Origin of the sequence: Mycolicibacterium phocaicum (assembly GCF_010731115.1) — a bacterium.
Lineage (GTDB): Bacteria > Actinomycetota > Actinomycetes > Mycobacteriales > Mycobacteriaceae > Mycobacterium > Mycobacterium phocaicum.
Genome location: NZ_AP022616.1, coordinates 3,149,861 through 3,164,925 on the forward strand (window position 1 = coordinate 3,149,861; position 15,065 = coordinate 3,164,925).

General features: G+C 66.9%; 14 protein-coding genes and 4 tRNA genes. 11 read left to right on the forward strand and 7 right to left on the reverse strand.

Annotated elements, in window-relative coordinates; genetic code table 11:
• The first annotated feature begins 175 nt into the window (after window positions 1-175).
• Both G6N46_RS15200 and G6N46_RS15205 read left to right on the forward strand, forming a co-directional pair.
• A complete protein-coding gene (locus G6N46_RS15200; RefSeq protein WP_052568763.1) occupies window positions 176-412 on the forward strand; it encodes a helix-turn-helix transcriptional regulator in 237 nt (78 codons plus the stop codon).
• Window positions 412-1,581, forward strand: coding sequence for a tyrosine-type recombinase/integrase (locus tag G6N46_RS15205; protein WP_064858785.1), 1,170 nt, complete (start codon window positions 412-414; stop codon window positions 1,579-1,581). Before G6N46_RS15200 ends, G6N46_RS15205 begins: the two co-directional genes overlap by 1 nt.
• 23 nt (window positions 1,582-1,604) lie before the next feature.
• Here the strand turns inward: G6N46_RS15205 and G6N46_RS15210 are convergent.
• From G6N46_RS15210 to G6N46_RS15220, 3 genes are all read right to left on the reverse strand, one after another.
• Window positions 1,605-1,681: transfer RNA gene (locus tag G6N46_RS15210), tRNA-Phe, on the reverse strand.
• 25 nt (window positions 1,682-1,706) lie between these two features.
• Window positions 1,707-1,783: transfer RNA gene (locus tag G6N46_RS15215), tRNA-Asp, on the reverse strand.
• A gap of 33 nt (window positions 1,784-1,816) precedes the next feature.
• Window positions 1,817-1,889: transfer RNA gene (locus G6N46_RS15220), tRNA-Glu, on the reverse strand.
• 164 nt (window positions 1,890-2,053) lie between these two features.
• Between G6N46_RS15220 and G6N46_RS15225 the strand changes: the two genes are divergently transcribed.
• Together G6N46_RS15225 and G6N46_RS15230 are read left to right on the forward strand one after the other, a co-directional pair.
• A tRNA-Lys gene (locus tag G6N46_RS15225) sits at window positions 2,054-2,129 on the forward strand.
• Between the two features lie 430 nt (window positions 2,130-2,559).
• On the forward strand, window positions 2,560-3,018 hold the full coding sequence (locus G6N46_RS15230; RefSeq protein ID WP_226520593.1) for a PaaI family thioesterase: 459 nt from the start codon (window positions 2,560-2,562) through the stop codon (window positions 3,016-3,018).
• Between the two features lie 11 nt (window positions 3,019-3,029).
• Here G6N46_RS15230 and G6N46_RS15235 read toward each other — a convergent pair whose 3' ends face one another.
• Window positions 3,030-3,752, reverse strand: a complete 723-nt coding sequence (locus tag G6N46_RS15235; RefSeq protein ID WP_163692772.1) for a MerR family transcriptional regulator — start codon at window positions 3,750-3,752, stop codon at window positions 3,030-3,032.
• Between the two features lie 80 nt (window positions 3,753-3,832).
• Between G6N46_RS15235 and G6N46_RS15240 the strand changes: the two genes are divergently transcribed.
• Genes G6N46_RS15240 through G6N46_RS15250 form a run of 3 tightly spaced genes read left to right on the forward strand, consistent with a single transcriptional unit; the run spans window position 3,833 to window position 7,281 of the window.
• On the forward strand, window positions 3,833-4,624 hold the full coding sequence (locus G6N46_RS15240) for an SDR family NAD(P)-dependent oxidoreductase (RefSeq protein WP_138247871.1): 792 nt from the start codon (window positions 3,833-3,835) through the stop codon (window positions 4,622-4,624).
• Window positions 4,625-4,656: 32 nt separating this feature from the next.
• A complete protein-coding gene (locus tag G6N46_RS15245) occupies window positions 4,657-5,646 on the forward strand; it encodes an SDR family NAD(P)-dependent oxidoreductase (protein ID WP_138247870.1) in 990 nt (329 codons plus the stop codon).
• 12 nt (window positions 5,647-5,658) lie between these two features.
• Entirely contained in the window at window positions 5,659-7,281 is a 1,623-nt protein-coding gene (locus G6N46_RS15250; RefSeq protein ID WP_138247869.1) for an AMP-binding protein, read from the forward strand.
• A 59-nt stretch (window positions 7,282-7,340) separates the two neighbouring features.
• Here G6N46_RS15250 and G6N46_RS15255 read toward each other — a convergent pair whose 3' ends face one another.
• The 3 genes from G6N46_RS15255 to G6N46_RS15265 form a co-directional block, all read right to left on the reverse strand.
• The gene (locus tag G6N46_RS15255; RefSeq protein ID WP_138247868.1) at window positions 7,341-8,477 is read right to left on the reverse strand and encodes a serine/threonine-protein kinase; all 1,137 of its coding nucleotides are present in this window, start codon (window positions 8,475-8,477) and stop codon (window positions 7,341-7,343) included.
• A gap of 56 nt (window positions 8,478-8,533) precedes the next feature.
• Window positions 8,534-8,899: a group I truncated hemoglobin gene (locus tag G6N46_RS15260; RefSeq protein ID WP_138247867.1), complete on the reverse strand. Its 366-nt coding sequence runs from the start codon at window positions 8,897-8,899 to the stop codon at window positions 8,534-8,536.
• 110 nt (window positions 8,900-9,009) lie between these two features.
• Window positions 9,010-10,020 carry an oxygenase MpaB family protein gene (locus G6N46_RS15265; protein WP_174814050.1) on the reverse strand — a complete coding sequence of 337 codons (1,011 nt, stop codon included), beginning with the start codon at window positions 10,018-10,020 and terminating at the stop codon, window positions 9,010-9,012.
• Between the two features lie 63 nt (window positions 10,021-10,083).
• Here G6N46_RS15265 and G6N46_RS15270 point away from each other — a divergent pair, with 63 nt between their 5' ends.
• The 4 genes from G6N46_RS15270 to G6N46_RS15285 all read left to right on the forward strand — a co-directional run bounded on the left by G6N46_RS15270 (window position 10,084) and on the right by G6N46_RS15285 (window position 15,052).
• A complete protein-coding gene (locus G6N46_RS15270; RefSeq protein ID WP_138247865.1) occupies window positions 10,084-10,671 on the forward strand; it encodes a TetR/AcrR family transcriptional regulator in 588 nt (195 codons plus the stop codon).
• 132 nt (window positions 10,672-10,803) lie between these two features.
• Window positions 10,804-11,805, forward strand: coding sequence for an acyl-ACP desaturase (locus tag G6N46_RS15275; RefSeq protein ID WP_138247864.1), 1,002 nt, complete (start codon window positions 10,804-10,806; stop codon window positions 11,803-11,805).
• Complete coding sequence (dusB, locus tag G6N46_RS15280) at window positions 11,793-12,974, forward strand: tRNA dihydrouridine synthase DusB (RefSeq protein ID WP_179967708.1); 1,182 nt, start codon at window positions 11,793-11,795, stop codon at window positions 12,972-12,974. Before G6N46_RS15275 ends, dusB begins: the two co-directional genes overlap by 13 nt.
• A gap of 2 nt (window positions 12,975-12,976) precedes the next feature.
• The gene (locus G6N46_RS15285) at window positions 12,977-15,052 is read left to right on the forward strand and encodes an LCP family protein (protein ID WP_138247862.1); all 2,076 of its coding nucleotides are present in this window, start codon (window positions 12,977-12,979) and stop codon (window positions 15,050-15,052) included.
• The last annotated feature ends 13 nt before the right edge of the window (window positions 15,053-15,065 follow it).

Here is a 15,065-nt window from a genome sequence, read left to right on the forward strand (position 1 = left end):
TCCGGCGAGACAATCGTTTCCGTACTGGAGCGGTGGGCGTTCGATCTCTGGGGAATCGTTTGCGGGCAAGAAGATACCGACGCCGGGCTCCCCCGTACGCGTGCCTGGTTCGACTCCCTACGAGCCGCCATCGGCGCCCCGGACATTCAGCAACCACCGGTGACAAGGTGAAGCGATGGTCATCCACGGCCTGCGGGACGCCCTCATCGCATCGGGCAACTTTCCAGAATTGCTTACCGCCGAACAAGTTTCAGCACTACTCGGAGTATCAGCCGCAACGCTGAACCGCTGGGCAGCGATCCGCGAAACCACCGGCCAACAGATCGGCCCACCGTGCTACACGTTGTCTGAGCGGGTGCGTCGCTGGGACTGCGCCGAAGTTCGGTCATGGCTCAAGCAGGTTCGCCAGTAATGGCCGGCAACACACCCCGCGGTATCCGAAAACGTCTCAACGCTGCCGGTGAACCCCGCTACCAAGTCCGCTACCTGGTCCGTGATCCCGACGCCTCGTCAGGCTGGGTTGAAACATCGGCGACGTTCCCAACGCTGCGCGAGGCCAAAGCATTCAAATCCGAACGCGATAACGAGGCCGCGCTCGGAGCCCGTCGATTCGACCCGCGCCTCGGCCGTACACCGCTGAACCGGATTTGGACACAGTTCTCCGACTCGAAGAAACCAGCGGTATCGCCGAAGACCTGGAGCGGCTACACCCAGCACTGGGACCTACGCATCGCCCCGAACTTCGGCCACGTACCCGTCGACGAAATCACCCGCGCCGACGTCCAACAGTTTGTCGATGAGCTGACCGTCGGACCGTGGGCCAAGGTGTCCACACTGCGACTCCTGCGATCGATCCTCGACGTCGCGCACCAGGACGGCCGTATCCACCGCAACCCCGCAACCGGAGTCTCAGCCGGACGCATCCCCGAACGCGAACGGCACCGATACCTCACCGCCCAGGAAGTCCAGACCCTCGCCGCGGCCTGCGGGAACGAGGGCGACGTCGTGATCGTCCTCGCCTACACTGGGCTGCGCTGGTCCGAACTCGTCGGCCTCCGCGTCAAAGACATCGACCTGACCGCCCGGCGTCTGTACATCCGGCGCGCCGCCCCCGAAGTCGAAGGCCGCATCGTCATCGGCCCGCCGAAGACCCGCGCCGGCATCCGAACCGTCCCACTCCCGCAAGTGGTGGTCGACATCCTCAAACGGCGCATCAGCGGCCGCGCTGCCGACGACCCGGCAATCACCTCACCCAACGGCAAAATGCTGCGATCCAACAATTGGCGCCGACACACGCATTGGAACAAGGCCCTCAAGAAGACCAGGCTAGCGCCACTGACCATTCACGACCTGCGCCACACCTACGCCAGCCTGGCCCGAAAATCAGGCGCCGATCTGCGCTACGTCCAGAAAACCATGGGCCACTCGACACCGACCGTCACCGCGAACATCTATAGCGACCTCTACGCGGACGAACTCGACCAGGTCGCGACCAACCTCGATCAGCTTCACACGACTGAGACTCAGACACCGAAGACCGGACAAGAACCGGACGAATCAGACCAACCACCGAGTGCATGACCCGTGTTTGTGCAGGTAAAGAATGGTGGCCAGGGCCGGGATCGAACCGGCGACCTTCCGCTTTTCAGGCGGACGCTCGTACCAACTGAGCTACCTGGCCGGAAGGGCAAGTTGCCTCGCCGTTCTGGCGACCCTGACGGGACTCGAACCCGCGACCTCCGCCGTGACAGGGCGGCGCGCTAACCAACTGCGCCACAGGGCCTTACATACTGCATTGCTTCGCTTTCGCGTTGCGTACCCCCAACGGGATTCGAACCCGTGCTACCGCCGTGAAAGGGCGGCGTCCTAGGCCACTAAACGATGGGGGCCAATCCGAATCTCTTCGGGGGCACTCTCAACGTTTCCGTTGGGAGCTTCGATAGCTTAGGGCACGACCGCCCCACGGCCCAAATCGGCACTTCAGGCCACCGACCGCCGCTCAACCACCTGCCCTGCGAAGCGGCCGGGCGGGACGCAGTATCCTGTGTCCCACGCCCCTATAGCTCAGTCGGTAGAGCTACGGACTTTTAATCCGCAGGTCCCAGGTTCGAGCCCTGGTGGGGGCACCAGAGTGTCAACCAATCGTCTCTCAACCGGTCGCCATCGCGGAGTTGGCCCCTGTCGTGTCGTCTCGGGTTCTGCAGTGATCGCATCCTTCGATGACCCAATGTCCAAGGCGCTGAACGCAAGGGCAGGCATCGCAGTCGATGTGCAACCGGCGACAAAGCCGGCACGTCGTGGAAAGTTCATCAAGGAGCTCGGACATGTCGGCGCCTCTCTGTAGGAGCTCTGGCTTGACGTAAGACTCACGCAGATCCGGCTCACGAGTATGAGTAGAGGGCTACTCGAAACGTGCTCTCAAACGATCGGCGACGCAGCGGTCGGTTGCGTGACTGAACCGCGTCTGTAAATCCGCAGGCCCCAGGTTCGAGTCCCGATGGGGCACCACAAGTCCGCCAATTCAGCAGCCGGACTAACCGTGGTGGATAGTCTGGCGACGTGACGAACAACGCCGACGCCGCCCAGCTCGAGTTCATGAACTCGATGTTCGCGACCACCATCCCGTCCGCCCACGGCCTGGGCGTCCGAGTCGTCGAAGTCCGCCGCGGATTCGCTGCCACCACGGCCCCAATCGCGGGCAACGGCAACCACTTTGGCGTCATGTACGCGGGCGTGCTGTTCACCGTCGCCGAGGTGCTCGGCGGGATTCTCGCGCTCACCGCGTTCGACCAGAGCCAGTTCTTCCCACTGGTCAAGGACATGTCGATCCAATACAAGGCGCCGGCGAAATCCGACGTGCGCGCGCAAGCCGAACTGAGCGACGAGGACATCGCCCGGATCGAGGCGGAGGCCGCACAGCACGGCAAGTCGGAGTACACCGTCGAGGCGGTCGTGACCGACGCCGACGGCACCGTCGTGGCCACCACTCAGGCGACCTGCCAGCTCCGCCGGAAGTAACCGCCGGCGGCCTATTTGGCCGGAATCTCCAATTCCGCCACGCGTTCCTGCACCGCCTGACTGATCGCGGCGGTGAACCGGTCGGCCATCATCTGCGCCGCCAGCGGCCGCAGGTTCGGCACCACTTTGGCGATCCGCCCGAGGTACACGTTGGGGTCGTCGGCCTCCCGAATCCGGCTGAAAACGACGTCCGTCACTTCGTTGGCGAGGGCGTCGATGTGCTTGTCGACGACGCCGGCCAGGCGGCGGACGTCCTCGGCCGGCACGTTGGTGTCGCGCAGGTTCATGGCCGCGCCCAGGACCGACTGCCGAACGCTGAAGGTGCCGTCGTCGAGACGGCGGATGGCGCCCAGCGCCTCGAGGGTCGCGAGGGCCCGGTCGTCGAGCGACAGACCGGCGCGTTGTTCGAGCTCTCGGAGGTCGACGGTCTCGTCCTCGGCCGGGCTCCACGGTGTGAGAAGTGCCGCACGCACCGCGAGGTCATGGGCCGTCGCGCCTTCGGGCAACCGGGCCAGCACCTTGGTGATGGCCGCGAGGGTGTAGCCGTGCTGTTGCAGCTGCTGCACCAACTCGAGCCGAATCCGATGCGGCGCACCGTAATACGCGAGACGGCCGCGCCGCTCGGCGGGCGGCAGCAGGCCGCTCTCGTTGTAGAAGCGAATGGTTCGCACGGTCGTGCCGGTGCGCGCGGCCAGTTCGTCGATGGTGAATTCCTCGACTGTGACATCTGTCATTCCACGAAGTATAGACACCAACATTCACACTGTGCCAGTGTTACTGGCACAGTCACACGTCACTAGGAAATGAGAGCCACATGACTCTGCCGAAGCCCTCTGGCACCACCGAGGTCGTCATCACTGGCGCCTCCTCCGGAATCGGAACCGAACTGGCCCGCGTGCTCGCCGCCCGCGGCTACAGCCTCTTCCTGGTCGCCCGTCGCCAGGACCGCCTCGACGCCCTCGCCGAGGAACTGCGCGCCGCGCACGGTGTCGGCGTCACCGTCCGCCCGTGCGACCTGGCCGACGCCGCACAGCGCCAGACCCTGATCGAGGAACTGCGCACCCGGCCCGTCGCCGGCCTCATCAACAACGCGGGTTTCGGCACCAGCGGCGCCTTCCACACCCTGCCGATGGACCGCGAGCGCGAGCAGGTTGAGCTCAATGTTGTTGCGGTGCAGGAACTCACGCACGCGGTCCTGCCCGGCATGGTCGAGCGCGGCGCCGGCGCCGTCCTCAACGTCGCCTCTGTCGTCGCGTTCCAGCCCATGCCGTCGATGGCGACCTACGGCGCGTCGAAGGCGTTCGTCAACTCGTTTTCCGAAGCCGTCCACGAAGAGCTGCGCGGCACCGGCGTCTCCTGCACCGCGCTGTGCCCCGGACCGGTCCCCACCGAGTGGGCCGAGATCGCCTCGGCACATGAGTTCAGCCTGCGACCGGCTCAGGTCTCCCCCGCAGACGTCGCCACCCAGGCCGTCGACGGCATGCAGGCCGGCGCCCGCCAGGTGATCCCCGGCACCGTCGTGAAGCTCATGGCCATCACCGGCTCCATCACTCCCCACGCCCTGCTGCTGCCCGCCCTGCGCCTGGCCCGCAAGGCCCTGGGCTGACAACCGACCACACTCAAGAACGGACCCCTGCCATGAATCTCTCCGACATCACCGCACTGGCGACCAAGCCCGTCGCCGCCATCAGCGCCAAGCCGCTCGCCGTGTTCGCCAGCGTCATGAACACACCGATCAAGACCCGGCCGATCTACCTGCAGACCGTGGTCGACGCCCTCACCGGCTACACCCTCGAAGACGCCGTCGCGGGCAAGGTCGTCGTGATCACCGGCGCCTCGGCCGGCATCGGTGAGACCACCGCCCGCCGCATCGGCGCGGCCGGCGGCGAGGTCGTGCTGGTGGCCCGCACCCGGGAGAACCTGGAACGCGTCGCCGACGACATCCGCGCCGACGGCGGCACCGCGCACGTCTACCCCTGCGACCTCAGCGACCTCGACGCCATCGGCGCCATGGCCGACCAGGTGCTGGCCGATCTGGGTCACGTCGACATCCTGATCAACAACGCCGGCCGTTCCATCCGCCGCTCGCTGGAGCTGTCCCACGACCGGATGCACGATTACCAGCGGACCATGCAGCTCAACTACTTCGCGCCGGTCCAGCTGATCCTCAAGTTCACGCCCGGCATGCGCGAACGCGGCTTCGGACACATCATCAACGTGTCCTCCATCGGCGTGCAGACCAAGCTGCCGCGCTTCGGCGCCTACATCGCCAGCAAGTCGGCACTGGACGGACTGTGCGACACGTTGCAAGGTGAGACGGTGTCGGAGAACATCACCTTCACGACGGTGCACATGCCGTTGGTGCGGACCGCGATGATCGCCCCGACAAAGATGTACGACCGCTTCCCCACCCTGACGCCCGAGCAGGCCGCGGCCACGCTGTGCGACGCGATCATGCACCGGCCGCGCCGGCTGAGCCCGCCGTCCGGACAGCTGACGGCCCTCACCGACGCCCTCAGCCCGCGTCCGTTCGACCTGGTGCGGAACAAGGTCTACTCGATGTTCGGCGAATCCGCCGCTGCCCAGGCGGCACCGGCTGAGACTGCCGAATCCGTTGTGGCCGAATAGAAGAGGACTTCGATGGACCTGAACTCACTGCTTGCCGAGCCCGCCCGGCGCGCCGGCCTCGAAACCCGCGCCCTCGTGGCATTGGTGCGGGCCGGCGCCATCGGCGTCGATCTGCCGCACCGGTTGGTGCAGGTCCTGGCGGCACTCGACACCTACGGGCCGTTCGGGGCTGCGCCGCGCATCGCGGCGATCCGGCACGGCGCGTATCCGGCGATCGCCGACGAACGAGGCGAACTCACCTACGCCGAGTTCGACGAGGCAGTCAACCGCATCGCCAACGCATTTCGCGCTCGCCTGGCCCCCGGCGACACCGTCGGCATCCTCTGTCGCAATCACCGCGGACCACTGATCGTGGCGTTCGCCGCGTCCCGCGCCGGCGTCAACGCGGTGTGGCTCAACACGGCGTTCTCGGCCCGCCAGGCGGCCGAGGTCGCGAACCGCGAAGGCGTCGACCTGCTGGTGCACGACGTCGAGTTCACCGATCTGGTCGCGGACATCGAAGCCAGGCACGGCACGTTCGTCGCCGACATCGACAGCGCGAGTGACGATCTCGACGCCCTGGCGGCCGATTCGTCACCCAAGGCACCGCCGGCGCCGGCCAAGCAGGGCCGGATCATCCTGCTGACCAGCGGGACGACGGGCACGCCCAAGGGCGCACCGCGCGCCGAGCCGCGCAGCTTCATCCTGCCTGGCGGACTGCTGGAGCGGCTGCCGATGCGGGCCCGCGAAGCCACCATCATCGGGCCGCCACTGTTCCACGGCACCGGCCTGCTGATCGCGATCATGACGATCGCTCTCGGCTCGAAGTTGGTGCTGCGCCGCAAGTTCGAGGCCGAGCAGCTGGTCGCCGACATCGAGCGCCACAAGGCCACCACGGTGTGCGTCGTGCCGGTCATGCTGCAGCGGGTGCTGGGCCTCGGCGACGACACCGTCCGCAGCTACGACACCACCAGCCTGCGCGCGATCTTCTGCGCCGGCTCCCAGCTGCCGGCCGCCGTCGCCACCGCGGCACAGGACCTGCTCGGTGATGTGGTCTACAACCTCTACGGCTCAACGGAAGTGGCGCTCGCGACCATGGCGACGCCGTCCGACATCCGCGAAGCGCCCACCTCGGTCGGCAAGCCGATGCTCGGTTGCCGGATCAAGATCTTCGACGACAACGGCCAGGAGGTGCCCACCCCCGGAACGGGCCGGATATTCGTCGGCGCGGCAACACAATTCGAGGGCTACACCGGCGGCGGCACCAAGGAGTTCATCGACGGCCTGATGGCCAGCGGCGACGTCGGGCACTTCGACGACGAGGGTCGGCTGTACATCGACGGCCGCGACGACGACATGATCGTCTCCGGCGGAGAGAACGTCTTCCCGGCCGAGGTCGAGGAACTGCTGGTCACCCACCCCGCCATCGTGGAAGCCTCTGCGATCGGCGTCGACGACGAGGAATTCGGAAAACGCCTGCGCGCCTTCGTCGTCACCGTCAAGGGCACCGAGGTGTCGGAGGCGGAGGTCAAGCAGTTCGTCAAGGACAACCTCGCCCGCTACAAGGTGCCGCGCGAGGTGGTGTTCCTCGACGAGCTGCCGCGTAACCCCACCGGCAAGGTGCTCAAGCGGGATCTGACGGCGCGGACCGACTGACCGTCGTCCGGCACGCAATGGGCGCTGGGCGTCCTGCGCCGCGACGGCTGATCCCGCCGTCAATGCTTGTTGTGGCCCTTGCCTTTTCCGTTGCCATGACCGTTGGGCGGCGGTGCATCGTCGACCGGAGACGGCGGCGGCGGTGTTGAAACCGGGGCCGACGTGGACGTCGGGGTCGACTCAGGCGTGCTCGTCCCGACCGGGGCCGGTGTCGACGGCCGTGACGCGGCGTCGACGATCACGGCGATGACCGTCACGGCAGCCACCAGAGCCGCCAAGGCCCACAACAGAATCCGCGACCGGCGCCGCGGCGCGGCGACCGGCAGTAGCGACGTCGTCGGGTCCGGTAGCGGCTGCCCGAGCACCAACGTCGGGGGACGACCGGCGGGGGCAACCCCGTGCAGGGCGGCGCGCATCTCCTCGGCACTGCCGAAGCGCGCCCGCGCGTCACGCACCATCGCGCGTTCGACGACGGTAGCCAGCGCCGGGTCGACGTCGGGCCGCAATACGTGCAGCGGTACCGGATGTCCCTCGGAGACAGCGCGGGCGAGCGCCACCAGATTGTCCTGTGGAAAAGGCCGCCGGCCGGTGAGCGCCTCGTAGCCGACGACACCGACGGCGTACAGATCATCGGCGACGGTCGCCGGATGCCCCGACAGGCGATCGGCGCTGAGATAACCCATCGTCCCCATGACCTGGCCGGCGATGGTGTGGCCGGATTCGGCGCTCTTGGCGATGCCGAAGTCGGCGATCTTCGCCGCTCCCGAATCGGCCAGCAGAATGTTGCCCGGCTTGATGTCGCGGTGCAGGATGCCTGCCGCGTGGGCCATCGCCAGTGCCGAGAGCACGTCGTCGAGCACCGACCGGACCTGCGGTAGCGGGAGCGGACCCGCGGCGATCGCGTCCGCCAGGGTGCGTCCCGGCAGCCGCTCCATGACGATGTACGGCGTGCCGTCCTGCTCGCCGTAGTCGTGGACGGCGACAACGTGCGGATGGTTCAGGCCGGCCGCGGCACGGGCCTCGACCTCGAAGCGGCGCCGAAAGTCTGGCTGTGCACTCAGCGGCGCATGAAGCAGTTTGACGGCCACCGGACGCTGCAATTGGGCATCCCAGGCGTCGCGGACCTCCGCCATCCCGCCGTGGCCCAGCGTCCCCCGCAATTGGTAGCGGTCGGCGAGAACCCCGGGATAAGGCATGACTCCACGCTAGCCCGCGTCGACCGACCCGCCGAGTCTGGTGCGGGCAGGGTCTGTCAGGCGCTCTTGGCGGTGACGATGTCGCCGGCCAGCGGCGCGATGGCGGCCATGATGCGCTGCACGGTCCGCGCCGGAACACCCGCAGCGGCCAGGCTTTCACTCAGATACGCGGCCACGAGATTGAAGTGCTGCCGGGAAATACCGCGGCCGCGGTGGATGTCCCGCATGGAAGCACCGGTGTAGGGCTGCGGACCACCCAGGGCCGCGGCGAAGAATTCCACCTGCCGGCCTTTGAGCCGTGACATGTTGGCGCCGGCGAAGAAGCCGGCGAGTTCGGGGTCGGCCAGCACACGCTCGTAGAAGTCCGCCACCACCTGCTCGAGCGCTTCGGCTCCTCCGATCTGCTCATAGATGCTCGTCATGCACCGAGCCAACACCCGCCGTGTTGCTTATCCATTGCCCGGCGGTGACCCAGCGACTAAATCGGCCTCACAGACCCCTCGAATTGCTGCGAGTACGCAAAGTGCTTGAGTCAGTCCACAATTGGGCAGTAGAACTGCGGCTGACCCCGATATTCGAGCGGCGGCAGGTTACGCGCGGGCGTCTCCACCAGCGGCGAGTCCATGGGCAGTCGGCCGGAGGCGCGGTCCATCGCCGACCGCTTGCGCGGATGCATCAGCCTGCGCTTCGGTCCGTATTTCGAGACCAAGGTGATGACCTGGCACAGCCGGTCGTGCACCCACTGCTGCCGCGCGGACCACGAGTAACCCATCAGCTCCCGCACCGGCGGGTCGTAGAGGGCCACCGTCATGAAAGTCAGGAAGCGCTGCATCACCTTGAGGTTCTGAGCCCACAACAAGTCCGGAATCCATTGCAGCGAGGGATGTTTGGGCATGGTGGACAAATCCATGACCTCGCGCGCCGCATAGTTGTTCTCCAACACGTTGCGGCACATGTGATCCCAGTAGACCTGGAAGTCCTCCCAGCTCTTCGGCACCGGCCGCATGCTCATCCCGTACATCCGGTACCAGGTGACGTGCTCGTCGAACAGTTGTCGCTTGTCCGCTTCGGAGATGCCGCCGCCGAATTTCTCGGCGGCCAGCAGGGTGGATTTGAAGAACGTCGCGTGGGCCCAGTAGAAGACGTCGGGGTTCAGCGCGCTGTAACGGCGTCCCTGCTTGTCGACGCCCTTGATCCCGATGTGATAGTCACGCACCTCGGCGCCGGTCTTGGGCGCGCGGTCACCGTCGAAGACGACGCCGCCGATCGGATAGATCGACCGCAGGAGCCGCGGAATCCGCTCCATGAAGAAGATCGAATGCTCCTCCACCGCCGCGCCGAGCTGCGGATGCATGTTCTGCATGGAGCCGGCCCACGTGCCCTGGAACAGCCCGGTCCACTGGCCGAAGTACTTCCACGTCAGCGAGTCAGGGCCCAGCGGCACCGCGTCATAGCCACCGGGCGAAGCCGGGCAGCCGGCCGCCACGGGGGCAGATTCGCTGGTCACGGGGCATGTGTCGGAAGTATTTTGGGTCACCGGCATTCTTTCCTGGATGTCAGCGGGTATCCTGACTACACGCGTTGTCAGCCACAGCTTAGGAGTCACGTGCCTTCCGGTCAACGACAGGGCCGCTGGTCCACCGTCCCACTGGCGGACCGCCCGACGCGGCGTCGCGAGGCGCTCATCGAAGCCGGCATCGCCGCCCTCGGCCATTCCGACGGCCCCGCGGCGACGGTGCGGACGGTGTGCCGCACCGCCGGTCTGACCGAGCGCTACTTCTACGAAAGCTTCACCGACCGCGAGGATTTCGTCCGCGCCGTGTACGACGAGGTGTGCACGACCGCCATGGCGGCACTGACCACATCACAAAGCCCCCGCGACGCCGTCGAACGGTTCGTCACGATGATGGTCGACGACCCCACTCGCGGCCGCGTCCTGCTCATCGCCCCCGCGCAGGAACCGGTACTCACCCGCTCGGGCGCGGACTGGATGCCGAGCTTCATCGAACTGCTGCAGCACAAGATGTTCCCCGACGGCGATCCCGCGCGGCGGGCACTCGAGGCCACCAGCCTGATCGGCGCCCTCACCGCACTGTTCACCGGATACCTGGGCGGGAAGCTGCCCGTCACCCGCGAGCAGTTCGTCGATTACTGCGTCGACATGCTGATGAGCCGGGTGCCGTCGCACCGGTAACACCTAAACAAGGCCGACATCACAGTTCAGAATCACCGATCGGACATGCGTCACAGCAACTTGATGTCACTACCCGACACAGATACTCTGACTGCTACCAACAGGTACAGATACATCGCACCGGGAGGCGCCATGACAGCCGACTACACCGACCTGCAGCTCCTGCACGAGCTGGAGCCGGTCGTCGAGACGCTCGTCGACCGCCACATGAGCATGCGGAAAGACTGGAACCCGCACGACTACATCCCCTGGAAAGAGGGCAAGAACTACTACGCCCTCGGCGGCCAGGACTGGGATCCGGATCAGGCCAAGCTCTCCGAGGTCGCCCAGACCGCCATGGTCCAGAACCTGCTGACCGAGGACAACCTGCCGTCCTACCACCGCGAGATCGCGATGAACATGGGCATGGACGGCGCGTGGGGCTACTGGGTGAACCGCTGGACCGCCGAGGAGAACCGCCACGGCATCGCCCTGCGCGACTACCTCGTCGTCACCCGCAACTGCGACCCGGTCGAGCTCGAGGAACTGCGCGTCGAGCAGGTCACCCGCGGCTTCTCGCCCGGCCAGAACATGCAGGGCGACCTGTTCGCCGAGAGCCTGTTCGACTCGGTCATGTACGTCTCGTTCCAGGAGCTGGCCACCCGCGTCTCGCACCGCAACACCGGCAAGGCCTGCAATGACCCCGTCGCCGACCAGCTGCTGCAGCGCATCTCGGGTGACGAGAACCTGCACATGATCTTCTACCGCGACGTCTCGGCCGCCGGCCTGGACATCAACCCGAACCAGGCGATGGCCTCGCTGCACCGCATCGTCGAGAACTTCAAGATGCCCGGGTACACCGTGCCCGACTTCCGCCGCAAGGCCGTCATCATCGCCGTCGGCGGCGTCTACGACCCGCGCATCCACCTCGACGACGTCCTCATGCCGGTGCTCAAGAAGTGGCGCATCTTCGAGCGTGAAGACTTCACCGGTGAAGGCGCACGACTGCGCGACGACCTGGGCCGGATCATCAACGAGCTCGAGGACACCTGCGCGAAGTTCGAGGTGGCCAAGGAACGTCGCCTGGAGCGCGAGCGCAAGGTCGCCGAGAAGAAGGCGATGAAGAACCTACTGGTGTCGACATCAGCGTCGTAAGTCCGGAACGAGACGCCACGCAGACGGCCCGATCTCTCCAGATCGGGCCGATCTCGTTGCGCTCCCCGGTCGTCCTCGCGCCCATGGCGGGTGTGACGAACGTCGCCTTCCGGACGTTGTGCCGCGAGCAGGAACTGGCCCGGGTGGGCACGGTCAGCGGCCTGTACGTCTGTGAGATGGTCACCGCGCGCGCCCTCGTCGAGCGCAATGCCGCGACCATGCACATGACGACGTTCGCGCCCGAGGAGTCGCCCCGCTCGCTGCAGCTTTACACCGTCGACCCGGCCACCACGTACGCTGCGGCCAAGATGATCGTCGACGAGAACATGGCCGACCACATCGACATGAACTTCGGCTGCCCGGTGCCCAAGGTGACGCGCCGCGGCGGCGGTTCGGCCCTGCCCTACAAACGCAAGCTGTTCGGCCAGATCGTCGCGGCCGCCGTGCGCGCGACCGAAAACACTGATATCCCGGTCACCGTGAAATTCCGGGTCGGAATCGACGACGCCCACCACACCCACCTCGATGCCGGCCGTATCGCCGCCGAGGAGGGCGCGGCGGCCGTCGCGCTGCATGCCCGCACCGCCGCGCAGCGTTACTCCGGCACCGCCGACTGGGACCAGATTGCCGCGCTGAAAGCCCACGTCAGCGGCATTCCCGTGCTGGGCAACGGCGACATCTTCGACGCCGATGACGCCCTGCGGATGATGGCCGAGACCGGCTGCGACGGCGTCGTCATCGGCCGCGGCTGCCTGGGCCGGCCCTGGCTGTTCGCCGAACTGTCGGCGGCCTTCAACGGCCAGCCGCGCCCCACCCCGCCGACGCTCGGCGAGATCGCGGACATCATCCGCCGGCACGGCCAACTCCTCGCCGACCACTTCGGCGAGGACAAGGGCATGCGCGACATCCGCAAGCACGTCGCCTGGTACCTGCACGGGCTGCCCGCCGGCGCCGATCTGCGCCGCGCCCTGGCTCTGGTGAAAACCCTGGCCGAGCTCGACGAGCTGCTCACCCAACTGGATTCCGATGTGCCGTTCCCGGACTGCGCAGAGGGCCCGCGAGGCCGGCAGGGGTCGCCGGGTTCCGTGGTGCTGCCCGAAGGCTGGCTGGACGACCCCGACGACTGCACGGTGCCGTTCGGCGCAGACGTGGTCAACTCCGGCGGGTAGACGTGAGCGACCGCGACCGGACCACCCCCGGTGAGGGTGACGGCGACAACCCCTGGGTAACGCGTACGACGCGCGCCTCGGGTCCGGTCCGGGCGCCTTGGGAACGGGCCGGTCGCCCAGCGGAACAGCCCGACGACGAGATCACCGGCAGCCACGGCGGCGGCGGCGTCACCGTCGCCGAACTCATCGCCCGGCTCTCCGGTGGCGCGGTTCCGCCGGCGACGGCCATCGAGGCACCAGCGCCATCAGCGCCCGCCGCGCCGGCCAAGCCCGCGCAGCCGCCGCGGGCCGCACGGGCGCCCGAGTCCGTCGCTCCGGAACCAATCCCGGCCCCGGCGGCTGAGGAGCCGGTGCGAACTGCCCGCCTTCGGCCCGAATCCGATCCCGTCACAGAGGTTTTCGGCGCGCCGCTGGCCGAACCCGTCGAGCTGCCCGAACGGCCGCGGGCCGTGGTCCGCACCGACGTCCGGAACTACATCGACCATCCGGAGCGGCCGACGCATGCCGACGCTCCCCCACCGGTCGATCACCACACCCGTCACCGCTTCGCGGTGGCCGGCCGCATCCTCATGGCGCTGGCGGCCGTCATCGCGCTGTCGATGACGGGTGCCGCCTGGCAGTGGCAGAACATCAAGAACAACAACATGAACCGGGTCTCCGCGCTGGACCTCAACTCCCGCGACATCGTCGACCCCAACGCCCAGTTCGGTGACGAGAACTTCCTGATCGTCGGCGTGGACAGCCGCTACGGCCAGAACGCCGACATGGGCGCCGGTACCACCGAAGACGCGGGCGGCACGCGCTCCGACACGATCATGCTGGTCAACATCCCGGCCAACCGCAAACGTGTTGTGGCAGTGTCGTTCCCGCGCGACCTGGCCATCAAGTCAACGCAGTGCGAAGCCTGGGATCCGAAGACCGGCGGCTACGGCCCCATCTACGACGAAGACACCAAAAGCTATGGGCCCGACCAGGTTTACACCGAGACCAAGCTGAACTCGGCCTACTCGTTCGGCGGGCCGAAGTGCCTGGTGAAGGTGATCCAGAAGCTGTCCGGCCTGTCGGTGAACCGTTTCATGGCAGTTGATTTCGCCGGCTTCTCCAAACTCGTCGATGCCCTCGGCGGCGTCGAGGTCTGCAGCAGCACGCCGCTCGAGGACTACGAGCTGGGCACCGTGCTGGAGCACTCCGGCCGTCAGGTCATCGACGGCCACACCGCGCTGCAATACGTCCGCGCCCGCCAGGTCACCACCGAGGTCAACGGCGACTACGGCCGGATCAAGCGCCAGCAGATGTTCCTGTCGTCGCTGCTGCGGTCGATGATCTCCAAGGACACGTTCTTCAACATCGGCAAGCTCAACAACGTCGTCAACCTGTTCATCAACGACTCCTCTGTCGACAACGTCACCACCAAGGACCTGGTGCAGTTGGGCCAGTCCATCCAGGGCGTCAGCGCCGGCCGCGTCACCTTCGTGACGGTGCCCACCGGCGTGACCGACTCCGAGGGCAACGAACCGCCGCGGGTCGACGACATGCGCGCACTGTTCGACGCGATCATCAACGACGATCCGCTGCCCGAGGAACGCAACGCCGACAAGACCCCGGTCCCGTCCACGTCGTCCGCGCCCAGCACGAACGCAGCCGCACCGGACGGCGAAGACGTCAACACCACGACGACCGATCCGAGCCAGGTGACGGTCCGGGTATCCAACTCGACCGGTCAGGACGGCCTGGCCGCGACCGCGACCAAGGAACTTGAGCAGCACGGCTTCACCGTCAACTCGCCGGACGACTACCAGGGCCAGGTGACGTCGACGACGGTGTTCTACTCACCGGGGCACGAACAGGCCGCCGCGACCGTGGCGTCCACGCTGCCGGGCGCCCACGTCGAGCGGGTGTCAGGCCTGGGAGACGTGGTGCGGGTGGTGCTGGGGACCGATTTCACCGCGGTGGGAAACCCGGCGGCCAGCGGCTCAGCCGCACAGATGCGGGTGACCCACGGCAGCCTGTCCGGAGAGCCCACCAAGCTGCCGGAAGATCTCAGCATCACCAATGCAGCCGACACCACCTGCAAATAGCATCTGACCTGTC